Origin of the sequence: Micromonospora sp. ATA51, from assembly GCF_016802855.1 — a bacterium.
Lineage (GTDB): Bacteria > Actinomycetota > Actinomycetes > Mycobacteriales > Micromonosporaceae > Micromonospora > Micromonospora sicca.
Window position 1 is genome coordinate 13,131 of sequence record NZ_JAEVHJ010000001.1, and the last position, 22,664, is coordinate 35,794.

Here is a 22,664-nt window from a genome sequence, read left to right on the forward strand (position 1 = left end):
AGCCTGCCGGTATGAGCGACGGCGGTGACCTGGTGAGCGTGGGCGTGGACGGGAGTCCACCGGTCGTGCTGCTGTCGCAGCCGTTCACGGGCGCCACGGTGACGCAGGTACGGCATCTGCTTGCCGCGCAGGTCGCGGCGGTCGGCTTGCCCGGCGAAGCCGGAGACGACTTCGTGCTGGCCGTTCATGAACTGGTGACCAACGCGGTGCGCCACGGCGGCGGGGCAGGGCAGGCGGATCTCTACCTGCGCGCTGATGTGCTGGTGTGTGAGGTGACCGATCACGGTGCCGGCATAGGTGACCTGCTCGTCGAGATGCCGGCGGCGGACGTGCCGGGCGGCCGAGGGCTGTGGTTGGCGCACCAGCTAACCGGCACGCTGACGGTGACTGGAGGGCCCGCCGGAGTCGCTGCCTCAGTGAGCGTCTGCCTTACCCCCCAATCGACACCCGTCACTCTGGACAGTTCGCCCCCTGAAAGGGATAGGGTCGACTTATCTGCCGATGAAGGGTGAGTAGGCGTGAGTCCAGAGCCGACCTGGCGATATCGGGTCCGTGCCGACGGTGACGCGAGGACTGTCGCGCTGTCCGGCGAGATCGACATCAACGGTGCCGAGGAGTTGCACACGCTGCTGCAGGAGGCGGTTGATGCAGGCACCCGGGTGCAGGTCGACCTCGCCCAGGTGACATTCATCGACTCCACCGTCATCACCGCGCTCATCAAGTCGCGGAACTCGGCCAGGGTTGCAGGTCGCCGTTTCGCTGTGGTCAATCCCGCCGCCCAGGTGCATCGGGTACTCGCTGTCACCGGGGTCTTGAACGCCCTGACATCCGGCACCCGGTGACGGCCACGATCGGCCAGGGGAGCACCCTATCTTGCGGACACGTGGCGATACCGCGCCATGGTGCAAACGGTGCATCCGAGATACGAGCACGGTAACGTCAACACTGCCGCTGGTCCCGCCGGCCTCGAACTGGCTTGCTTGAACCAGGCCGGAGCTCCGCCGGCCCTCGCCGGCCACACGATCGTCGTGGCCGGTTCGGGCGGCGCCGCCGCCCCACAGCCGCTCGTCGTGGGTACGGGACGCATCCTCGCCCACGCCATGGCACTCGTCCAAGGCCTCACCCGCAGACGCGGGCGGAGGTGCGAAGACAGCGGGAGCTTGCCGAAATGTGTGGGTGTTGACGGTCACCGGGCCGACGATGGAAGGGACCTGTCGACCAGTCGCGCGTGAGGGAGAACCCATGCGATCAAGGTGGGGTCGGTACCTGCTCCTTGCGAGTGGGGCAGCGATGACGCTGGTGCCGTGGATAGCCGACTGGAACCGCCGTCACACCTTCGGGCCGGGTTACGGCCCGCACGCCCGCTGGCACGGTACCGCGGAGGTGGTCGGCGCAAGCTGGTCCGGCCTGATGATGCTCTGGCTGCTCGCCCGCGATGGACAGCGGGAGCGGGGGCTTGCGACCGGGGTGGCTGCGCTGCTGCCGCTGCTGCGCTATGGCGCCTTCAACGTGACCCTCGCCGTGCCTGGAACGTCTCCTTACGAAGAGGGCGGGCCCCCTCTGCGGCTGCTCGGACTGCCGGCCTCGTTGGTCACCCAGGACGCCCTGATCGCGCTCGCGCTCGGCGGCTACTGGTTGGAGCGACGCGCCGCACGGCAGTGAGCTGAATTGCCGGCGGACAGGAACGCGGGCGAGGTTGCTCGCATTTTCGTGTCAGGGGCGGCTGTCGAGACTATGCGCCGCCGCGAGGGGTAACCCGGCACGCTCAGAGGTGCCGGGTCGCTTCGTCGCTCCTGGCGCCTGCACTTGGGCGCCCGCTTCCTGGGTGCCTCCCGCGTGTTGGTTCGGTGAGGTGGTCGATGGCGGAGGGTGTTCCCCGGAGAGTTGCTGGAGCGGAGAGCCGCCGGATGGTCGTCACCGGTGGAGGTGAGCAGAGAGCTTCGGACGGCACGGGCATACTCGAGCGCTTCGTGGACCTGTCAGGAGGGCCGCGGGCGCGGATTGTGGTGATCACCACGGCCAGTGGTGAGCCGCGCCGGGTGGAGTCGGAGTACCTCGAGGTCTTCGACGCGCTGGGTGTGCAGCACGTCTGTGCGCTGCGCCTAAAGGACCGGGAACAGGCCAATCCGGCCCATGCGCGGGGGCGCTGACGGGGGCTACCGGGGTGTTCTTCGCCGGGGTGACCAGTTCCGGATCGCGTCCGTGCTCGGGGACCCGCGTGGATTCGCTGCCTCACGCCAGGATCAGGGAACTGACCAGGACCCGTCGAGCGGAAGGAGCTGGGGATGACCATCGGTAGGGACGACAACCCGCTGGAGCTGCCGCCCGAAGCCGACGCGGTCGAGCAGCGGCAACCGCTCGTGGACGATGGGCAGCCCGACGAGACGCCGGCGGCCCAGCCGGAGAGCGCGACGGAAGCCGACCTGGTCGAGCAGGGCGAGTCGGTGATCGGCGAGCACCGGCTGCCGGCGACAACCCTGCCGGCCGATGCCAACGCAGCTGATGCTCTGGAGCAACGCCAGCTGGTCGAACCGATCGACGAGGACCGCCGCGAGTGAGGTGGGGCGTCCCGCCCGTCGCCCGACAAGCCCATACATGCTGCGCCCGGCGCTCTGGACGGCGGTGGCCACTCCCCTGGGAACGAGGCCACCGCCGAGGCGTCTGCGGGCCTCGACGATGTTCTTGGTGACGTGCTCCATGACCGGCAGGACGATCGGCTGGGCTGCTGCGGGTGAACCGGCTGTACGGCCGACCGACCGCTGGCTACGGTCGGCGGCCTTCGCAGCGGCGTTCCAGTCGGTGCACCTCGTCGACGTGGTCGTTCCGTCGAGGCCGTCAACGGGAAGGGGCGGGTCTAGGTAGCACGTAGGCGGCCCCGCGGACGGTGAGCCTGACATGTGTCCCTGACGGATAGTGGGTTGGCTGATCCAGGATCCGTGCGGTCACCCGTGTTCCGTCGTGTAGCTGGAGGTCGAGGAGGGCGTCGTGGCCGTGGAACAAGTAGTGACGGACGGTTGCGGGTACACCCGAAGTGTCAGCGTCGTTCAGGCGCAGCTGCTCAGGCCGTATCAGGAGGGTTACGTCCCCGTGGTGCGAGCTGGAGAGGGGCAGGGTGCCAAGCCGCGTCTGGGCCGTGCTGCCGTGGGCGGTGGCGTCCACGAGGTTGGCGTCGCCCACGAAGGCGGCGCCCCATTGGTCGGCGGGCCGGTTGTAGAGGTCGGAAGGGCTCGCGGTCTGCCTGACCCTGCCGTCGTGCATGACGGCGACCTGGTCGGCGATGGAGAGTGCCTCGGTCTGGTCGTGCGTGACCAGGACGGCGGTGGCGTTGTCTGCGCGCAGCGCGGCGCGCAGGTCGGTGCGTAGTTCCGCGCGCAGGCTTGCGTCGAGTGCGGTGAACGGTTCGTCGAGCAGGATCAGCGGTGGGCGTGGTGCCAGGGCGCGGGCAACGGCCACCCGCTGTTGCTGCCCACCGGACAGCTGGTGGGGCATCCGCTTGCCGTACCCGGCGAGACCGACGAGGCTGAGCACCTCCTCGATCCGGCCGTCACGCCGGGCCGCCCGGTCGAGGCCGTATCCGACGTTGCCGGCCACATCCATGTGCGGGAAGAGCGCGCCGTCCTGCGCCACCACGGCGACGCGTCGCCGGTGCGGGGCGACGTGCAGGCCGGGTCCGGCCACCGGCCTGTCACCGACACGGATCTCTCCGCCGTCGAGGCGCTCGAACCCGGCGATGGTGCGCAGCAGGGTGGTCTTGCCGCAGCCGGACGGGCCGAGCACCGCGGTCAGGGTTCCGGCCGCCACCGTCAGGTCGGCTGCGCGGAGCGCGTGGACCGCCCCGTAGCTCTTGCTCGCGGCCCGGACGGTGAGTGTGGTCATGGTCGGTCCTTCGCGGTGAGGGTGCGCCGGGCCAGGATCAGGGCGGGGCCTGCGGACAGCAGCACGAGCAGCCCGGCGTACGGAGCCCCGGCGGCGTATGCGGCCACGGAGGTGTGCGTCCACAGCTCCGTGGCCAGGGTGTCGGTGTCGGTGGGGCGCAGCAGCAGGGTCGCCGGCAGCTCCTTCATGCAGGTCAGGAACACCAGTGCCGCCCCGGCGCCGATGCCCGGCAGGTTGAGTGGCACGGTGACCGTGCGCAGCACCGTCACCGGCCCGCGTCCCAGTGACCGGGCGATCTCCTCCAGACCGGGTGGCGACTGGGCGGCGGCCGCGGCGACGGCACCGACGGCGAGGGGGAGGAAGAGCGCGGCGTAGGCCAGCGCCAGCAGCCACGTGGTCTGGTAGAGCGGGTACGCCACGTGGATGCCGAAGAACACCAGAATGGTGACCAGCGCGAGCAGGACGAGCAGGACACCCTGTCCCGTGATCAGGCCGCTGGTGGTGCCTTCGTACCCAGGCAGCTGTCCGACCACGGCGGGATCGCCGGCGCGCAGGGCGGCGTAGCCGAGGGCCAGGACGGTCACCGCGACCGTGGCAGCCCGCAGGGGGCGCAGAAGGCGACGAACCCCCGCGCGGGTCGCCGGTACGGGCAGGCACAGCAGCACCGCACAGAACCCCAGCAGGCCGATCGCGGCGACGACCAGCAACCTGTCTACGGGAGCCTCCGGGTCGGCGATCCCGGCGAGCAGGCTGGCATCGAGCGTGCCGGCGCCGACTCCGACGTGAATCTGACGCAGCCAGGCCGTTGTCCGCTCGTCGTCCCAGAACCCCCGCGTGTTGAGGCTCTCGGGCAGCTCGGAGGTCTCCGGACGTGGTGCTGGCGGTCCGAAAGCCTCGAATGCCCGCGCGGACCGCACGCCGATCCCCCAGATCAGCCGCAGCGCGAGCAGCGGGATGAGCGACAGCAGGGCCAGACGCGGACCCATCGGCAGCTCATCGAGCCAGGACAGGTAGGGGCGGCCCTCCCGGCACCGGTCGTACGGCACGCACTGCCAGCCGACGAGGTCCAGCGTGACGCCGATGACAGAGAGCACGAAGGCGGCGGTGAGCGTGCCGGCGAGCAGTCGGCACAGCGCACCGAGCAGCCCGAACCGGTCGGTCGGCGTCGGGCGCAGCCAGACCGCGAGGTTGCCCAGCATGAACGGCAACAACAGCACCATCGAAGCGGTCCGCACCGCCGCGCCGGCGGTCAGGGCACCCCAGCGGTACGCCTCCACCGCGACACCGTCAGTGGAACCGCCGGCCGCGCCGCTTCCCGGCCGCGGCCGGTAGAAACCGGCATGACGATCCCCGGCCACCCGCACCACGATCGGGTGATCGAGAATCTTCTCCGCCGTGCCGCCGGATACCCCGTGCACCCTCAACTCAACGGCGTCACATGCAGGTCCTGTGCCCACGCGGACAGGGTCACAGACAAGCAGCCGGCTGGCAGCCAATACCGCACAAACAGCAAAATTGCGACTTGTATTGAGTGCGCCGGTGAACCGCATCTCGCCGCCAACGATTGACATGTGGAACTTTTCTTCGAACGACGCGTATCTATGACCATGGGCCGTGTGGGTGCCGCGATCCGCCGTACGCTGGCGTGCTGTCTTGTCGCGGGCGGGTTGAGCCCGCTGGTATCGCCGCCCCGAGTGGCACCGGCCGCGACGGCAACGGTGAGCGTCTCCGCCGCGTCGGCCACCCTGGCCGGCTACCCGGTGTGGGCGCACTTCACCGATCCGACCGCCGGGCGCGACTACACCATCCTCACGGAGCTGCAGCGGCTGATCGACGCGGCGCCCGCCGGCTCCACCATCCGGGGAGCAATCCACTCCCTCAGCGTGGATTCGATTGCCGACGCCCTGCTGCGCGCGCAGAGCCGCGGCGTCACCGTGACGGTGATCCTCGACGGCAAGAACGCGGCCTCGACGGACTCGGCCGTCGCGACGATCAAGCAGCTGAGCAACTACCAGTTCTGCCTGAACAGCAGCGGCGGCCACGGCTGCATCAGCACCAGTGCCGCCGGCGACATGCACACCAAGCTGTTCACCTTCACCAGCACCACCGATCCGAACGGCGTCGCCCGCAACAATGTCGTCTGGTCCGGGTCGAGCAACCTCACCTACGCCACCGGCCCGGACGCTTTCAACAACGCCATCACCGTCTACGGCGACGCGGCGCTCGCCGCCGGGCTCAACGCCAACTTCACCGACATGTGGAACCGCCGGCACTACAGCGGCAACGACTACTACGACGCCGCCTCCGGCCGGGGCTACTACCAGGCGGCCGCGGCCGACGCGTACGCGTCTCCGGAAGGGGTCGGGCAGACCGACACCATCGTCACCCGGCTCAACGACCTGACCCCCGACACCAACTGCCGGCTGCGGGTGGCCATGGCGTCGGTGACCACCGGGCGTCCGGAGATCGTTGATCTCGTCACCCGGTTCCGCGCCGCCACGTGCAAGGTCTGGATGGTGATCGGCACGAACGCCGACGGCGGCATCGCGATGAGCCAGTCGGTCTACAACGAGCTGCTCGACGCTGGCGTGGCCATCCGCCGCCAAGACAAGGTGCACGACAAGTTCTTCGTGGCCTACGGCAAGTACGGCAGCGCCTACCAGTACCGCGTCTACACCGGCTCTCAGAACTGGACCCAGGACGCTCTCAACGAAAACGACGAGATCTTCGTCAAGATGGCCCCGGAGAGCGGCACCACGCACCCGCTCTACGACGCCTACTACACACACTTCAACGATGCGTACAACTACGGGGTGACCTGCTCGAAGAGCAGCTTCCCGTGCCGATCCTGACCGGTTGGCGCTCTCTTCCTGTTGATCCCCGCGTTCCGGGGAGTGCAGGGTGTGGACCTGTTCGGGTCGCCGGCCTGATGGGCGTCCGGCACGGCCGCCAGCGGGTGGGCGGCACGGGCGAGATCGTGCGATCGTCCCCGCTGCCGCCCCGACCCCAGGAGAGCGGCGACAGCACCGACGTGACGGCCGTCGCTGGGCACTGGCGGCAGTGGCAACGTTCATCCTGCTCAACCTGCTCGCGATCGGCGCGTACGCCCGGTTCACCCCGGACCACTGCAGCGCGGGCCCGGCCGGCACCGGCGCGGTCCCGGCGGTGGAGCGCGACACCTCCAGTGCGCCATCGCCGGTCTGCTCGACAATACCGGTGGCGCAGGCGGCGCTGTGAACGGCATCGTCGCCCTGCTCAACCGGATCCTGTCGCTGCTGGGCTGATCGACGACAACATCCACTGCGGGAGCTGACTGTGGAGGCCGCCGGGAGCATCGGGCGGCCTCCACCGCGTGGAAGAGTCTGTTCGCCCAAGATAAGCCGGGACTACCCCGTACACGATGCTGCCGGGTGAACGCCCGCTTCACCTTGACCGCCCAGGCGCTCAGTCGCCATCGAGGTCATGGCCGGCGGCGAGAGCCTCATTGGTGCCGGACATGGCGTATCACCTCATTGACTGGCAAGAACGCTGGCGGGAGCGTCGGTAAGGTCTCTCGCGGGCCGGGCACCCTTGGTCGGCCGCCTGTGCAGCGCCCACTCGGTCACAGCCAGGTTGATCACCCAGCCGGCGAGCATCAGCAGCACCCGGACGAGTCCGCGCGGCTGGCCAGCCAGCAGGATCCAGGGCAGGTGGGTCAGGACCTGGGTACCCGCGCCGAGGCCGATCGCGTAGCCGCGAGCCATCCAGGCTCTGTGACGGGGTATGTCCCGACGCCGGATGGCGGCGAAGCCGAGGACGATGCAGCCGACCATGGCCGAGCCGAAGAGGAGCCGGATCGGGGTGAGGAGCACGTCATCGATGGGCGGGCGCGGATAGAACAGCGTCATCCAGAGGCCCGACAGTGCGGCGGCGAGCCCGCTTGGGATCAGCAGCCGCCCGGCGATGCGGTGCCAGCCGGGTCGGCGGCGGCGGAGGCCGGGGGCGAATTGGAACGCCCCCAGGAGGCAGTAGAGGCTGGCTCCGACGATGTGCACCAGCACGGGTACGGGCGAGGCGAAGAACCGGGCATTGTCCGGTGTGACCGCCGCACCGGCGGTGAGCTCGGTGACCCGGGCGGCGCCGGCGATCACGGGAACGGCGCTGAGCATGATCAGGCCGACGGGTACCAGCCATTTTCGCTTGGCGGAGGAGGTCACGAGGACATCCCTTCATCTTCTGGTCATCCGTCCAGCCGCCACTTGACCACGGCGCGGAAGTGTACGGCGTACACCTGTCGGTAGGGTAAGGTGTACGCCGTACACTGTCAAGACGCGCTAGCCTTTGCATCCGCTTCAAGGGAAGGCGACGGACATGGCCCAGCAGCAGATGAACGCCGCGCGCCGGGCCCCCCTCAACCGGGACCGGGTGCTGCGCGCCGCCGTCGAACTCGCCGACCACACCGGCGTCGACTCGGTGAGCATGCGCAACCTCGCCCAGGAGTTGGGCGTCGTGCCGATGGCGCTCTACAAGCACGTGGCCAACAAGGAGGCGCTCTTCGACGGCATGGTCGACATCGTCGTCGGCGAGATCGATCCGCCGGTCGGCGGCACCGAGTGGAAGCCGGCGATCCGACAGCGCATCCTTTCGGCGCGACGTGCCCTGCTGCGCCACCCTTGGGCGTCGCGCGTGATCGAGTCCCGTCCGCGGCCCACCCTGGTCGTCCTGGACTACCTGAACTCGGTCGTCGGCATGTTCCGGGCCGGAGGCTTCTCCGTCGACCTCACTCACCACGTGATGCACGCTCTCGGCAGCCGGGTGTGGGGGTTCACCCAGGAACTGTTTCCCGCCTCACCGCTGCCTGCGGACCCGCAGTTGCAGGCCGCCATGTTCCGCGAACTGGCCGGCAGGTATCCCCACATCGCGGAGATAACGATGTCCGCCGCCCACGACGAGGGGTCGGTCGTGGGCCAGGGCTGCGACGACCAGTCTGAGTTCGAGTTCGCGCTCGACCTGCTGCTCGACGGGTTCGACACGCTCCACCGGCAGGGATGGACTTCCCGCAGCAACCAGTCCTGACCCGACGACAGACGCCCGCGTGTGGTCGGTGCCGGTGCCCTCGGCGCCCGGCACGGTAGGCAGTCCCTTGCTTGGGGCGGACATCGATGGTCCACATCCTGTATTTGCCCACACAGGGGCAGAAGGGGCCCCTGGCCGGCGGTGACGCCAAGCCCAGGGGCCCCTTGACGCGAGCGGCCTACGTCAGCCGTCGGACTCCGACGACGGGATGTAGGCGCCCGGCACGTCCTCCGGCGCGAAGATCTTGTCCTCGCCGGGGTACGGCTTCGTCCACTCGTGCGTCTGGTACCACGTGAAGTGGTTCATCTGCGCGGGGTTCGCGAAGTCGGGCTTGGCGTCGGGCCCGGTCAGCCGCTGCTGCGACTTCCAGTCCTCCCACTTCGCCGCGACCTCCTGCTTGTCCGCTGGCACCTTCGCCGACGGAGCGGCCGCGGCACTGGGGTTCTGCGGCGCCGGAGTGTCCAAGCCGCAGGCAGGCGGGGTCTTCAGACCTGCGGTCAGCGAGGTCCGATTGGGCAGCGCGGTGAACGGCGTGAAGTCCGCGTTGTGGGTGAACGCCCCACGCATCGGGCTGGCCGCGCTGTCCTTCTGGTTCATCGGGTGGATCCCGAGGATCTGCTCGATGGTCCGGATCATCGTGATCTGCGTGTAGTAGTGGCTGTCGACGACGCCGCGCCTGGCCCAGGGACTGATGATCTGGATCGGGGCACGGTGGCCGTCGACGTGGTCAAGGCCGGCCTGGGAGTCGTCCTCGACCACGAAGATCGCCGAGTCCTTCCAGTACGGGCTGTGCGAGATCGTGTCGACGATCCTGCCGACCGCGAGGTCGTTGTCCGCGACCTGAGCGGCCGCGTTCGGCGGACCACCGGTGTGGTCGCTGGAGAGCCAGAACATGTTCAGGCTCGCCGGCCCGTTCTTCTCGAAGTCACGCTTCCAGATCTCGTACCGGTAGATGTCCGGGACACCGGTGTCGAACTTCGGGAAGCCGGGCACCGACACGTCGTTGAGCGACGGGATCGGCGAGGACGAGACCATGGAGTAGGCGGTGTCCTGCCCGGTCGCCGCCATGTTCCTGGTGTCGCAGTACAGGTTCTGCCAGCTCGCCCCGGCCGGCTTGGTCAGGAACTGGTGGAACTCGCCGAAGTCCCGCACGGTCTTCCCGGCCGCCTGCGCACCGGTCCAGATGAAGCCGGTCCGCTGGTGGCCGAGAGCGTCGTCCTCGGTGTCGTAGCTGCGGATGTACTCACCGGCCGTGGACTCGGTGTACTCCGGGTTGTCGGCCTGCATCAGCCAGTTGTGACCCTCGGCCGAGTTCGTGCCGATGTCGTACGTGTTGTCGTACAGCCCGAACTGCTGTGCCATCGCGTGCTGGTTCGGCGTCACGTTCTCGCCGAACTGCGCCAGCGTCGGATCGCCGTTCCCACGCGTGTCGTCACCGAACACCTGGTCGTAGGTCCGGTTCTCCTTGACGATCAGGAAGACGTGGCTGATCGTCGAGGGGTCACCGAGCCGCAGCGGGACCGGCACCGGCTTCGCGTCGCCCTTGCCCTCGGTCAGCGTGACCGAGCCGCCGTGCCAGCCGTTCTGGCTGAAAACCTTGCCGGTCTCGGACTTGATGACATCGTCGCTCGGCAGCGTGAACCGCTGCAGGCTCGACGTCGTGTCGTGGGTGCCGTGCGCGGCGCTGTTGGTGGCGCGGCGGGCGCCGATACCGCGGGTGTTGGAGACCAGCACGTCGTTGCCGACGGTGGTGATCTCCGCGGGGAAGTAGTCCGTCGGGAGCAGGCCGACGTAGCTGACCGGCTCCAGCGGGGTCGTGTACCGGTAGACGGCGACCGCGTTGGCGCGGCCGAGCGTCACCAGCAGGTGACCGTCGTCGGTGAGCGTCACCGCGTCGGGCTCGTAGCCCACCGTCGCCTCCGGCCACGGCTGGGTGGCGATGGTCTGCACGACCTTGTTGCTCGCGGTGTCGATGACCGACACGTCGTTGGTGGCGGTGTTGGTGACGAACACTGCCCCGTTCTTGGCGTACAGGGCGGTCGGGTGCAGACCGACGTCGATGCTCGTGACGGCGGCAGCCGGGTTCGCCAGATCGATGACGCTGACCGTGCCGGTGGTGGTGGCAGCGGTCACCGGGTCGGCCGGAACCTGCGTGTTGTAGGAGTTGATCGTGGTGTCGCCGGGCTTCGCCGGACTCCCGCCCTCGTTGCTGACGTAGAGCTTGCTGCCGACCGTGATCACGTCGCGTGGGGCGTTGCCCACGGCCCAGCTCTGCTGGACGGCCCCGGTCGCCGCGTTGATGGCGACCACCCGGTTCTGGCCGTTGACGGCGGAGTACACGGTGGAACCGTCGGGCGAGAACACCGCCTCACCCACCAACGCGCGCTTGACCCCGTCCTGCGGGATCCGGATGAACGTCGGGTTGGCGAGGGTGCCGTCCGGGTTCACGGTGAACTTGCGGTAGCCGTCGGCCTGGCCCAGCCACAGCTGCGAACCGTCGGGGGAGTACGTGGGGCCTTCCTGGCCCACGTCGTTGCCGCTGATGCGCACATTCGCCGCCGCGTTGTTGCCGACGAGCTGCTGCACCTTCCAGTTCTTCAGGTCCACGATGGCCAGGGCCATCCCACCGTCGGCCACCGAAGCCGCGATGTGGGTGCCGTCCGGGCTGACCGACGACGACATGATCTTGCCGTTGTTGACGACGAGGCGCTCGCCGATCGGGTTGATGTACTGGTCGTCGGACACGACCAGGCCCTGGTCGGTGGTCTGGCCGACCTGGTCGGTGCCGAACTGGTGCGTCTGGGCGAAACCGATGCCGCTGCCCGCGGCGACGACGACAGCGGTGGTGCCTGCCGTGACGAGGGGTATCCGGCGGCCGATGCTTCGACCGAGAAGGCTGGAATGGTCCTTCTCGACACGCCGACGGCGTGTTACCTGCATTGAGTTATCCCTTCCGGGTGGTGGGGAGCAGTTCGACGTTGCCGTCGAACTGCCAGAGCGGGTTCGGTGCGTCCCCGGTCGGGGTGCGCACCAGGAAGTAGCCGTTCACTTCCTTCGGTCCGTCGCCATCGGCCACGAACCGCCCGTCTGCGGTGACGTCGAGCTGGTAGATGGCCGTCCCTGCGGCCTCGACGTCGGGGAGATGCCAGGAGATGACGCAACGCCAGTCGTTGCCCGGCCCCTGGGCGGCGAGATTGCCGCCGCCCTTGTTGCACGTCGCCGTGGCCTGCAGCTGCGCTTCGGTGACGTCGGGGCGGTTGAGCTGCTGGGCCTGCATGCGGTAGAGGTGGGCGAATGCCGTGGCGACCGAGCGCTGCACTCTGTCCTGCTCGATCCCGGAGCCCGTCGCCGGGGTCGCCGCGGCGACGACCGCGACCGTCACGGCGACCAGCCCGACGAGCGGCAGGACTCCCGCAGTGACCGCGCGGCGCCCTGAACCGTCGTCGGTCAGGTTGGTGAAGTCGCGTCGCAGGAAAAGCACGTAAGCCAACGCTGTCGCGGTCACGGCCCACACCAGGCTGACCACGATGCCGATCAGGAGCGGGCCGAGCTGTGCCGGGCTGGTGAACAGACCGCTCCAGGCGATGAAGGCATAGCCGGGCAGCGCGACGCGTACGGCGACGGGCAGCGGCAGCATCTGGGCGAGCTGCATCGCGAGCGCGACGAGCGCGGGCAGCAGCAGTCCCATCGGGGACCGCCCCAGCGCGACGGACCCGAGTAATCCGATCGCGGCGAGGGCCAGGGTCGGGGCGAGTACGCAGACCCAGGCGAGCAGGCTCTTCCCGGCGGCGTCCGCCGGCGTCAACAGGTGGCCGTCGAGGCCGACAAGTGGCTGGTTGCCGACCGCCACGACCCCGCCGGCCGCGCTGGAACAGGCCAGCCCGGCCACGAGCAGCAGGATGACGGTGAGGCTGGACAATGCCTTCGCTGCGAAGATCCGGCGAGGCGACCGGACCGCCACGAGCAGGTGACGCCAGGTGCCGAGCCGGTCCTCGGAGGCGAACACGTCGCCGGCGACCACCGAGGTCAGCAGCGGGAGCGCCCAGGTGCCCGCGAAACCGAGCATCACGAGCGTTCCGGCCCACCCGGTGGCGTGCATCCAGCGACCGAAGAGGGTGTCGACGGGCAGCGAGCTCTGCTGGCTCACCGCCGCGACGAAGAGCGCCGGCGCGATCCAGCAGGTGAGGACCAGCAAGCGGATCCGCCATTGCGAGACCAGCTTGACCAGCTCGAAGCGGTAGCCGCGCGCCACCGAGACGCGGCGGGTACCGGCAGCGTGGGCGTCGGCGATGGTCGCGGTCATCGAATGGCCTCCTGCTGCTCGGTGAGGGCGAGGAACGCGGCCTCGAGCGGCGACACCACGGGTGCGAGCTCGCGCACCGCGATGCCCGCGTGCACGAGCCGCACCACCAGTTCGTCGAGGGCGGGCACCAGCGCGCGTACGACGAGCACCTGCGTGTCGTGCCGTGCCCCGGCGTCGTCGTCGACGTGGACTCCGGCCGTGTCGGCGGCCAGCCGGCGGGCGGCCTGGGGGTCCGAGGTGCGTAGCCGGTAGTCGAGTTCACGGCTCTCGGCGGCCAGCTTGCTCAGCGGGCCGGAGAAGACGACCCGTCCGGTGGCGAGGATGGTGACCTCGGAGCACAGTGCCTCGAGATCGTCCATGCGGTGGCTTGAGAGCACGACGCTGGTTCCGTCGGTCGCGAGCCGGGTGAGGACACTGTGTACGTGTGTTTTGCCGGCCGGGTCGAGGCCGTTGGAAGGTTCGTCGAGCACGAGCAGCCGGGGCTTGGTGAGCAGGGCGGCGGCGAGCCCGAGCCGCTGACGCATGCCGAGGGAGAAGCCGCTCGCCCGGTCGTCGGCGACGTCGGTGAGCCCGACCTGGTCGAGCACGTCGTCGATTCCCGTTGTCCGCACGCTGTGGCCGCGGAGAGCGGCCAGGGCGGCGAGGTTCTGCCTGGCGGTGAGCGAGGGGTAGAGGCCGGGACCGTCTACGAAACCGGCGACACCGTCGGGAGCGGCGAGCGCCCGCGCGATCGGCGTACCCAGGATCTCGAGGTGGCCGCTGTCGGCGACGGCCAGGCCCAGCAGGAGGCCGAGCAATGTGGTCTTGCCGGCGCCGTTCGGCCCGACCAACCCGTGGATCTGCCCCTGGGTTACCTCCAGATCGATGCCGTCGAGTGCGACGACGTCGCCGAAAGACTTGGTGATCCCGCGAGCCCGGATTGCGAGGAGTGCGTCCATGAGCCCCTTCTTTCGTAGCCTTAAGCAACTTAGGGACGGCAGACAACGCGGGCAGGGACAGTTGGCTGAACGTTCATGGAACGGGAGACGACGGGGCATCCGCCGCGCCGAGGCCCCGCCGATGGCCGTCGATATTTAGAGCGTGAGGGCCGTACCTGGGAAGCGGCCAATCTGCCCGCAGTGGCCGGTGCCGCGGGAGCCAAGGCGTCCAGCTTGGTGACCTCTTCAGCGACCCGAGGGACTTCGTCTCTACCCGTCGACCGACTCAATGGGGTGCTCGGCGTGCGAGGGGTCACGACCGGTTAGCGCCCAAGGGGATCTGCAGGAATCCAGTCCTCGAGCTTGTCCTGCGCAGGGGCTCGCAAACCGGCAGCATCAAGTTGCGGGCCTCGCGTCGCATGTCGGGCCTGAGCCCCTGCGCCTGTACGTCCCGGCTCGCGCTGGCGTTCGCCCTTGTCGTGCGGACGAACGTTGCGGCCTGGCTTCCGGCTTACTGTCGATGGCACCCGGGCCAGCTGCCACCTAATCGCCGTCACTACCCTGTCCCGGGTGAGCGATCATGCCTGGTTGGCTGACACCCGAACCTCCTATGACACGGTCGCGGTCAGCTATGCCGCCCAGGTGCGTGAAGCTCTCGGTGGCGAGCCCTACCTGCGGGGGAGCCTGGCGACGTTCGCCGACATGATTCACGACGCCGGCGGTGGGCCGGTGGCCGACGTGGGCTGCGGACCAGGACACGTCACCGCCCACCTACGCGAGTTGGGCATCGACGCCTTTGGCATCGACCTCTCACCGTCGATGGTTGCGGTGGCTCGGCGTGACCACCCCGGCATGCGGTTCGAGGTCGGCTCGATGACGGATCTGGACCTCGCCGACGCCTCGCTGGCCGGGCTTCTTGCCTGGTGGTCACTGATCCACGTTCCCGACGACGCGGTGCGCCGAGTTCTGGCACATTTCCGGCGGGTGCTGCGCCCCGGCGGGCTGCTGCTGCTCGGCTTCCACGTCGGCGACGAAGCACGGCTGAAGACACAGGGCTACGGCGGCCATCCCATGAAGGTCTACGTCCACCGCCGCCAACCCAGCCAGGTGGCAGCCTGGCTGCGCGACGCCGGATTCACGGTCGAGGCTCAAACGCTGCTCGACCTGGACCAGAGCGTTCCAGGTGCCGTCCTCTTCGCGCGTCGCATGGCCGAGTGAGGTGACGCGGCCCTCCTGGAGAAGCCCGACGTGTCAGCCTGCGCCCTTCTACCTCAACGGGCCAGGGGTCGTTGGGCCTCGACCAGCACCTGGGAGCCTTCCAGCCGGTCCGGGAGGACCTTCAGCCCGACAATCACCATGTCGAACTGCTTCGGTCTGTCGGTGAGGGCCACCCGCCACGACTCCAGGCGTACCCGCTGCCAGTGTCGGAGGACGCTCGTGTGGCGCAGCCGGAGCCGGGCCGGATCATCGATGCCTACCGTCAGGCAGGCGCACGAGGTGGCAATGGCGACCGCATCTTCCTCGCTCAGATGCGACGTCCGGTCACGCCGGCGCTGGTCGATCCTGCTCGCCGTCGCGGACAGGCTGAGCTTCAGCAGGTCGAAGGCGGCGTTGCCCGCTCCACCGTTCGTGGCAGCCCCGTTGAGCAGAGCCACGACCTTGACCCAGTTGAGGTGCCGAGCCCCGGTCGGATTCCGGTCCTGCCGCAGGCGCAAGTTGGTGTTCAACGGGTCGAGTGAGTCGAACGGCTCATCCTGCCTGGCAGGCTCCAACCACCGAAGTTGTCGACCTTCGCCATCAGATACACCAGAAACGGTCCACCAACCAGCTCTGGATGATGCTGGCCGACGATCAATCCGACGGCCTCGCCAGCGGTCAGGCCCCGGAGGGACGTCAACGCAGGGCAACAGCTCACCCCGAACGCCAAGCACCATGAACTCCGGAAGAGCTGCGCCTTGGCCCATGCCACGCGTGGTCGCACTGATAGGCAACCTCGGTGGGCGGCAGCAGGTGCATACGAGAGCCGTGGCAACGCAGGTTAGAGGTGATTTCCCTCAGTGACGGTCGACGATCGAGGACGTAGCCCATCGGGTCCGGGGGATAGGGTGCGTCGGTGGAGGAACTGACACGCCTGTTTCGTCTGGCCGCTGACCACGCGGCGCAATACCGGCGGTCGTTGCCGGACCGGCCGGTCGGCGTGCCGATCGACCAGGCTGTGTTGACCGACGCGTTCTCGGGCCCGTTGCCCTCCGCCCCCTGCCCGCCTGAGCAGGTGTTGGCTGACCTGCTCGCCGCGGCCGAGCCCGGCCTGGTCGCCAGCGCCGGTCCGCGGTAATTCGGGTTCGTGGTTGGCGGCGGGCTGCCGGCGGCAACCGCGGCCGACATGCTCGCTGCCGGTTGGGACCAGCTTGCGTTCAACGCCGTCACGTCGCCGGCTGCCATCGCCGCCGAGGCTGCTGCCGGCAGCTGGCTGAAGGAGCTGCTGGGGATCCCTGCGTCGGCGTCGGTGGGTTTCGTCACTGGCGCCCAGGCGGCGAACACCGCCGGGCTCGCCGCCGCCCGGCACCAGGTGCTGGCCGACGCGGGTTGGGACGTAGAACGGCGCGGGCTGCCCGGGGCGCCGCCGATCCGCGTGATCACCGGGGACGAGCGGCACGGCACCATCGACCGGTCGCTGCGTCTGCTGGGCCTCGGGTTGGACGTGGTGGAGCCGGTGCCCACCGGGCCGAACGGCGCCATCGACCTCGGAGCGCTGCGGGCTGTGCTGCAAGCTGGCTCCCCGGCGCCCACCATCGTGTCTCCAGGCCGGCAACGTGAATACCGGCGCCTGCGACGAGCTGCGGGAAGCGTGCGAGCTGGTCCACCAGCACGATGGGTGGGTGCATGTGGACGGAGCATTCGGACTGTGGGCCGCGGCGAGCTCCGCCACGCGGCATCTGGTGGCCGGGCTGGAACTGGCGGACTCGTGGGCCTGTGACGGCCACAAATGGCTGAACCTCCCGTACGACTCGGCATTCGCGTTCTGCCGCCGGCCCGATGTGCATGCGGCGACAATGTCTTACGCCGCGGCGTACCTGGTCGGTTCCGGCGGCGCGCCGGTGGGAGCGGACCTCACCGCCGAGTCCTCGCGCCGGGCGCGGGCGTTCGCCGTCTGGGCCGGGCTGCGGGAGCTGGGCCGCGACGGGGTCGCGGCGCTGGTCGATCGCTGCTGCGCGCTGGCCCGCCGGTTCGCCGAGGGCCTGACCGCGGCCGGGTTCGAGGTGGCGAATGAGGTAGTCCTCAACCAGGTGCTGGTGGGCTTCGGCGGCGACGCGCGCACCGACCAAGTGGTGGCGGCGGTGCAGGCGGACGGCACCTGCTGGGCTGGCGGTACGACGTGGCGGGGGCGGCGACTGATGCGGCTCTCGGTGTCGAACGCCACCACGACGGTGGCGGACGTGGACCGGTCGGTCGCCGCGATCACCCGCCTCGCCGCCTAACGTCGACCACGCTCTATCCAGCACCGATCCCGGTGGATACCAGGCCGGCGAGGGGGCCTTCGGAGCGAGCTGTGCCGACGTTTTAGCAGGGCCTACCGGCGACGTAGCTGCAGTTTGAATTACACGTCTACTACTCCTGTTCCTGCAGCTGCGGCTTCAGCCATGGCTGACCCGCGGTGGCGTCCACCGGCCGCTCCGCATGGACTGCGCGTCCTGCCCGTGCTGGCGCCTCTTGCAGACCGCCCGTAATCGTTCCGGGTGTTGTTGGCTCTTGGCCGCCTCGCACCGATCGGTCAACTTTCTCGAATCGTCACGTCGGTCGAGTTCATGCGGCGCGTCCGGATGAGTCCGGCAGATGATCAGTTGCGATCACCATTTGTGATCTTGAGCCGATGAGAGAGCGATCCCGCCGGTCACCTCGACCAAGCCTGGCCGGGCTGCGGTCACGGGGAGCGCTACCTCTACCTACTGATCAGCTCTGCTCAGATCTGGGGCCAAATCGAGGTCACCGACGAGTGAGTCCGGGGCCCGCATGCGCCACGCGTCGGTGATGAGCTCCCGTAGACGGTCGACGCTCACCTGCGTCAACCGCAGCATGACCAGGGGCAACCCGTCATACGCGGGCGTGGTGAAGAAAACCTCGGGCTCGCCGAGGAGTAACGCCTGCTTCTCCGCTTCGTCGCCGACGTATAGAACTGCGATATCGGTCCGGATGAGGCGCGACGTACCAGCTCTGCGCTCCGGGTAGGACCAGACAAACCCTTTGTCGGCGACTCGGAAGTCGAAGCCGTCACTGTCGATCTCGACCACGTGAGGCAGCGCCACCGCCAGCTGACGGACATCGTCGGCGTCAGCCATCGAGGTCGCTCCAGGACACCGCCCCCTGCATCCGTACAGCCTAACCGCCGACGCCGCGCCGCCGGCGCTCGACAGCGAGACGACCGGCCGGCACCGACAGAGCTACCTGTCGCTCGCCATGGAGTTCGGGCGTACGCGGTGATCCAAAGGCGGACGGGTCGGGCGTTCAGGCGGCTGGGGCTGGCAGACGGCGCGACGGCGCCAGGATTCCTGTTTGACGCGATCCGCGGTGTCGAGGGGCACATCCCGAACAATCCGATCGTCATCATGCTCGCCGTCCTGCTCGCCGGCATGACTGTCGGGGGATCAGGTTGGGCAGGGCTGCCGCTCATCGGCTCCCTGTCGGAGGCGCTCAGCCCTCACGCCGGAGTCGACACCGCCACGCTTGCCGCCATCGCGCGAAACGGCGCATAGGGGACCGGAGGCGGCACGCTGGTCATCTGGTCGTCGCTGATCGCCGTTGCGACCTTCTGCGGGGTGTCCGGCCGCAAGTTTGTTCCTGCCTGTGATCACAGACTCGTCGTCAGTGCGGTAGTCCCCGCGATCATCTGGTGAGGCTCCGGGGTCATCCGAGCGGGACATGCCGGCACTGCTGTCACGGTGTACCGTGCGGCAGCGCCGGCATCACGACGAGCATCGGTCATCAATTGAGCTGGACGGTCGTCTCCTGCTGGGGGCGCAGCACGACCGGTCCGAGGAGTCCCGACTGCTGTCCCGCGCCGTGGGCGTTGGCCGGCGTGTTGGCCACCGTGACGTCGATCCGGTTCTCCCCCACGTGCAGGAGGTCGGTGACGTCGAGCCGGTAGGGCTCCCACATCAGGCGGCCGGCCTGCGTACCGTTCACGGCGACGTGGGCGACGTCCCGGACGCTCCCGAGGTCGAGGATCAGACGCCGCCCCGAGGCCAGATCCTGTGCCGAGAGACTGACGTTCTTCTCGTACGTTGCGTCCCCGGAGTAGGAGCGGTCGACTTGCGTCCACGACCCCAGGGGCCGCTCGGTCCATTGCGCATCGGGCTGGTCGAAGCGGAAGCGCCAGGGACCGTCGAGCGCGATCGGCGCAAAGGATCCCTCGACGTGCAGGCTGCCCGTGTACCTCCGCGGGCCCTCGGCGCCTACCAGCGTGAAGTCGCCTGGCCGGTCGGCGATGACGGTGGCCTGGAGCGTGTCCCGATCAGTCGTGCTGACTGAGCTGGCTTCGAACGGGGACTGCACCAGATGTGGCGCCGGCGGCTGGCCCCGGAACACCACGGCCAGGGCCTTCGTCGGCTCGAGGTGCAGCGGCACGGAGGTGGCCTGGCTGCCGGGTGTCGCGTCGAACCGGGTCGCGACGCGGTGGGAGCCGTCGTCGGGATCCCAAATCTCCGGCGTACCCATGATCGGGAAGGCGGCGGTGGTGTCCACCGCCTTGGTGCCCTCGTTCATGAGGATGAACACCTGGTCCGGTCCGTGCTTCACCCGCAGCACGCGGGTGTCGGGGCTGGCGGGCTGGAGCTGCGCGGCGGGTGCACGGGCCCCGTCGAGCGCCCGCCGGAGGTCCGTCGTGGTGGAGACGAACTCCGCGTGGCCGGACCCGACCCGATGGTCGGTCGGCTGCGGGCGGGCGGGGTCGGTGCCGAACAGGCGGATGAGCGCCGTCCGCAGGGCCTCGTCCTGGCCGTCGGCCTCATGAACAGGGAGTTCCCCGTAGGCGATGACCGTGCCTCCGGCACGGGCGAGCTCGTCGAGGCGGGCGACGGCCTTCACGCTCATCGTTGGCGCCGGCGGCACCACCACGACCCGATAGGACTGCTGGCCCACCGTCAGCGCACGGTCGCTGACAACTGCCTGGCGATTCATCGCGGGGTCCCCGTTGAGGTAGGCCTCGTCGAGGATGTCGAAGTCGACCTGCGCGTCCTCCATCGCGTACGTGACGGTGCGGAACTCGTTGTCGAGCGCGTCGCCCGTCTCGGTTCGCTGCCAGGCCTGTGCCGCGGTCTGGGGATGCAGCAGGGCGGTGGGCGCGTTCGCCTGCCCCCGCGTCAGCTCCATCACCCGGCCAGTCCAGTCGACGACGCCGTCCATGGAGTTCCACCATGGGTTCGTGGGCTGAAGCGGCGGGGGATAGCGCACGCTGTCCGGGTTGGACCAGTACGCGTGCAGCACCGTCAGGTTGACGCCCCGCACGCCCATCGCGCCGTTGACGTAGCGCGCCAGCTGCGGGGTGACGCCCCAGCCGTAGGCGCCGAGGTTCTCGTGCAGGATTCGGCTTGCGCCCTGTTGATGCCCGTCGCTGGTGATGTAGCGCGGGACCAGGTTGCGCAGCCCTGGCGCCACCCTCCCGCTGATGGCATCGCCGCCGGGCACCTGGATCCACTGGTTGTCCTTGTGGATGTCGCCCGTCTCGCGGAGCATCCAGGCTGGTGGGCGATCGTCGGACAGGGGGTTGGAGATGATCTGCGTGCCGTGCGCGCGAGCCCAGTCGCCCTGCTGCTTGTAGTACGCCTGCGCGAGCGCGTCACTGGCGGCGTTCGAGAGCACGCCCCGCAGGCGGCTGCCGGCAGGGCCGTAGTCGCCGAAGGTGGCGGCCAGCGCCTGAGCCGGCGTCGCACCGGCGTGGGCGAGGTTGCGCCCGACCAGGTCGGACCACGAGGGCTCCGCGCCGTACCCGGTGGCGATCCGCGGCTCGTCGTCCCAGAGCCCGCGGACCACACCCGCGTCGAACGCCCAGGCGAAGCGCCGGTAGTACTCGTCGTGGACCACCTGGATGTAGCGCCTGATCGCCTCCTCGTCGAACAGGTTCAGGTACCCGTCCCCGCCGAAGTCTGTGCGGGCGTGGTGGAGGTAGTACTCAACTTGATAGTCGCCCTCCGGGACGCTCCACGGCGTGCCTGCGCGGAAGCGGTCGGTGAGGTCGACGAGTCCGGCGAGGTCCGGCTTGCCGTCGCGCACCGGCAGCGCAGCCACGGCGACGACGTTGTCGGCCGGCGCCGGAGTGGCGAAGTCGCTCAACGCCGACTCCGAGTCGAAGGTCTGCGAGTGCAGGGTCGTGCCGTCCGGTGCGGTCACGCGCAGGTTGTCGAAGGTGGCCGACTCGTGCTGGGTGGTTGCTTCCCGGAAGCCGATCGTGCCGTGCGCGTAGGTTGCGTCGGTGGTCTCGTCGACGACCATGCCGTCGATCGAGGTGACGACGTGGTCGCCCTCGACGCGCGTCTCGACGTGGTACGAACGGCCGCTCACCACGTTGAACGGCAGCCGCATCACCCGGGTTGAGACGTACGCGCCATTCTTGTAGATGATCTTCGTCAGGTTTCCCCCCGCGGCCCCCGCGTGGGGATAGTTGCCGAGCAGGTACATGTAGCCGTTCGCGGTGTCCTGGGCGCGGTAGACCCAGCCGGCCTGCGCATAGCTGCGGCCACCAAGCGATGCCGTCTGGAGTGGCTGCGCGTCGAAGGAGAACGTGTAGTCGGTCCAGTCGCTGCCGCGGCCCAGTAGCGTGACGTAGCCCCCGTCCACCTTCAGGCGGCCGTCGGACACGCTGAGCGCGGCGGGGATCAGCCCGGGAAACCGCCCGCGGACGTCGAACGATCTCGGTCCTGAAGCCTCGAGCTCGCTCCGCGCGATGCTCTGCGCGCGCAGCTCGGGATGCGGTTCGTAGACGCGGTCGCCGATCGTGCCGCCGTTCACCACATAGCCAGCGGCGCGGCCGCTGGGGAAGCTGCGGTCGTTGTACAGCCACACCTTCATGCCCGTCCGCTGCGCCTCGCGCAGGGCGTGCCCGACCATCGCGAACCAGCCCTCGGTGAAGAAGGCGGGGTTCAGGGACGAGGTCGCGTCGGGGAAGATCACGACCTCGCTGAGGCCTTCGCTGCGCATGTCGGCCAGTTGACGGTCGACGAGGTCCTCGGTGATGGTCCCGTTCCAGAACCAGAGCATCGTGGGCTTGCTGTCGCCCGCTGGATTCTCGAAGCGGGCCGCCGACAGTGCGGCTCCCGCTTCGGTTTCCGCTTGCCGCGTCCCCACTTGCGCCGGCTGGTCGCTGCGGGCGAGTGCCTGCAGGGGGGACGCGGCCACGATGAGCAGCGCCGTGAGGACGCCCACCACTTTCGACAGATGCCTGCCTCGATGAGCGAAATGCTTACTGTTGTGTGGACCGGCCACGCCGACCCCTCCTCATGATCGAGTTGCGCGCGACGGTA

19 protein-coding genes and 1 pseudogene are annotated in these 22,664 nt (G+C 69.1%); 11 read left to right on the top strand and 9 right to left on the bottom strand.

Annotation, left to right across the window (positions count from 1 at the left end; genetic code table 11):
* The first annotated feature begins 11 nt into the window (after positions 1 to 11).
* The 5 genes from JNW87_RS00035 (at position 12) to JNW87_RS00055 (ending at position 2,558) form a co-directional block, all read left to right on the top strand.
* Positions 12 to 512 carry an ATP-binding protein gene (locus JNW87_RS00035; RefSeq protein WP_109802248.1) on the top strand — a complete coding sequence of 167 codons (501 nt, stop codon included), beginning with the start codon at positions 12 to 14 and terminating at the stop codon, positions 510 to 512.
* Positions 513 to 518: 6 nt separating this feature from the next.
* Entirely contained in the window at positions 519 to 842 is a 324-nt protein-coding gene (locus tag JNW87_RS00040; protein ID WP_109802247.1) for an STAS domain-containing protein, read from the top strand.
* Between the two features lie 448 nt (positions 843 to 1,290).
* Positions 1,291 to 1,662 (top strand): hypothetical protein, encoded by a 372-nt coding sequence (locus tag JNW87_RS00045; protein WP_109802246.1) that lies wholly within the window; start codon positions 1,291 to 1,293, stop codon positions 1,660 to 1,662.
* 245 nt (positions 1,663 to 1,907) lie between these two features.
* Entirely contained in the window at positions 1,908 to 2,150 is a 243-nt protein-coding gene (locus tag JNW87_RS00050; RefSeq protein ID WP_109802245.1) for a hypothetical protein, read from the top strand.
* Positions 2,151 to 2,285: 135 nt separating this feature from the next.
* Positions 2,286 to 2,558 carry a hypothetical protein gene (locus JNW87_RS00055; RefSeq protein WP_109802244.1) on the top strand — a complete coding sequence of 91 codons (273 nt, stop codon included), beginning with the start codon at positions 2,286 to 2,288 and terminating at the stop codon, positions 2,556 to 2,558.
* Between the two features lie 277 nt (positions 2,559 to 2,835).
* Here the strand turns inward: JNW87_RS00055 and JNW87_RS00060 are convergent, their stop codons facing one another.
* Complete coding sequence (locus JNW87_RS00060; protein ID WP_109802243.1) at positions 2,836 to 3,876, bottom strand: ABC transporter ATP-binding protein; 1,041 nt, start codon at positions 3,874 to 3,876, stop codon at positions 2,836 to 2,838.
* Positions 3,873 to 5,447: a hypothetical protein gene (locus JNW87_RS00065; RefSeq protein WP_238452666.1), complete on the bottom strand. Its 1,575-nt coding sequence runs from the start codon at positions 5,445 to 5,447 to the stop codon at positions 3,873 to 3,875. The genes JNW87_RS00060 and JNW87_RS00065 overlap by 4 nt, the downstream gene beginning before the upstream one ends.
* Before the next feature lie 147 nt (positions 5,448 to 5,594).
* Here JNW87_RS00065 and JNW87_RS00070 point away from each other — a divergent pair, with 147 nt between their 5' ends.
* Entirely contained in the window at positions 5,595 to 6,728 is a 1,134-nt protein-coding gene (locus JNW87_RS00070) for a phospholipase D-like domain-containing protein (RefSeq protein ID WP_238452667.1), read from the top strand.
* Positions 6,729 to 6,936: 208 nt separating this feature from the next.
* Positions 6,937 to 7,113, top strand: a complete 177-nt coding sequence (locus JNW87_RS00075) for a hypothetical protein (protein WP_161557850.1) — start codon at positions 6,937 to 6,939, stop codon at positions 7,111 to 7,113.
* A 272-nt stretch (positions 7,114 to 7,385) separates the two neighbouring features.
* On the opposite strand, the gene JNW87_RS00080 is transcribed toward JNW87_RS00075, so the two are convergent.
* Positions 7,386 to 8,024 carry a DUF2306 domain-containing protein gene (locus JNW87_RS00080; RefSeq protein ID WP_109802259.1) on the bottom strand — a complete coding sequence of 213 codons (639 nt, stop codon included), beginning with the start codon at positions 8,022 to 8,024 and terminating at the stop codon, positions 7,386 to 7,388.
* A gap of 202 nt (positions 8,025 to 8,226) precedes the next feature.
* On the opposite strand from JNW87_RS00080, the gene JNW87_RS00085 reads away from it, so the two are divergent.
* On the top strand, positions 8,227 to 8,931 hold the full coding sequence (locus tag JNW87_RS00085) for a TetR/AcrR family transcriptional regulator (RefSeq protein ID WP_236647937.1): 705 nt from the start codon (positions 8,227 to 8,229) through the stop codon (positions 8,929 to 8,931).
* Between the two features lie 183 nt (positions 8,932 to 9,114).
* Here JNW87_RS00085 and JNW87_RS00090 read toward each other — a convergent pair whose 3' ends face one another.
* The 3 genes from JNW87_RS00090 to JNW87_RS00100 are packed head-to-tail and all read right to left on the bottom strand — an operon-like array spanning position 9,115 to position 14,172.
* Complete coding sequence (locus JNW87_RS00090) at positions 9,115 to 11,871, bottom strand: alkaline phosphatase family protein (protein ID WP_109802241.1); 2,757 nt, start codon at positions 11,869 to 11,871, stop codon at positions 9,115 to 9,117.
* Positions 11,872 to 11,875: 4 nt separating this feature from the next.
* A complete protein-coding gene (locus JNW87_RS00095; protein WP_109802240.1) occupies positions 11,876 to 13,234 on the bottom strand; it encodes an ABC transporter permease in 1,359 nt (452 codons plus the stop codon).
* Positions 13,231 to 14,172, bottom strand: coding sequence for an ABC transporter ATP-binding protein (locus tag JNW87_RS00100; RefSeq protein ID WP_109802239.1), 942 nt, complete (start codon positions 14,170 to 14,172; stop codon positions 13,231 to 13,233). The genes JNW87_RS00095 and JNW87_RS00100 overlap by 4 nt, the downstream gene beginning before the upstream one ends.
* A 549-nt stretch (positions 14,173 to 14,721) precedes the next feature.
* Between JNW87_RS00100 and JNW87_RS00105 the strand changes: the two genes are divergently transcribed.
* Entirely contained in the window at positions 14,722 to 15,369 is a 648-nt protein-coding gene (locus JNW87_RS00105) for a class I SAM-dependent methyltransferase (protein ID WP_109802257.1), read from the top strand.
* A 53-nt stretch (positions 15,370 to 15,422) separates the two neighbouring features.
* On the opposite strand, the gene JNW87_RS00110 is transcribed toward JNW87_RS00105, so the two are convergent.
* On the bottom strand, positions 15,423 to 15,878 hold the full coding sequence (locus JNW87_RS00110) for a hypothetical protein (protein ID WP_109802238.1): 456 nt from the start codon (positions 15,876 to 15,878) through the stop codon (positions 15,423 to 15,425).
* Between the two features lie 386 nt (positions 15,879 to 16,264).
* Here JNW87_RS00110 and JNW87_RS00115 point away from each other — a divergent pair.
* Positions 16,265 to 17,630: pseudogene (locus tag JNW87_RS00115) on the top strand (pyridoxal phosphate-dependent decarboxylase family protein).
* A gap of 465 nt (positions 17,631 to 18,095) precedes the next feature.
* Here JNW87_RS00115 and JNW87_RS00120 read toward each other — a convergent pair.
* Entirely contained in the window at positions 18,096 to 18,488 is a 393-nt protein-coding gene (locus tag JNW87_RS00120) for an MmcQ/YjbR family DNA-binding protein (RefSeq protein ID WP_109802237.1), read from the bottom strand.
* Positions 18,489 to 18,626: 138 nt separating this feature from the next.
* Here JNW87_RS00120 and JNW87_RS00125 point away from each other — a divergent pair, with 138 nt between their 5' ends.
* Positions 18,627 to 18,902 (top strand): hypothetical protein, encoded by a 276-nt coding sequence (locus JNW87_RS00125; protein WP_109802236.1) that lies wholly within the window; start codon positions 18,627 to 18,629, stop codon positions 18,900 to 18,902.
* Between the two features lie 229 nt (positions 18,903 to 19,131).
* On the opposite strand, the gene JNW87_RS00130 is transcribed toward JNW87_RS00125, so the two are convergent.
* Positions 19,132 to 22,401, bottom strand: a complete 3,270-nt coding sequence (locus JNW87_RS00130) for a glycosylhydrolase-like jelly roll fold domain-containing protein (protein WP_238452668.1) — start codon at positions 22,399 to 22,401, stop codon at positions 19,132 to 19,134.
* Positions 22,402 to 22,664: the final 263 nt, after the last annotated feature.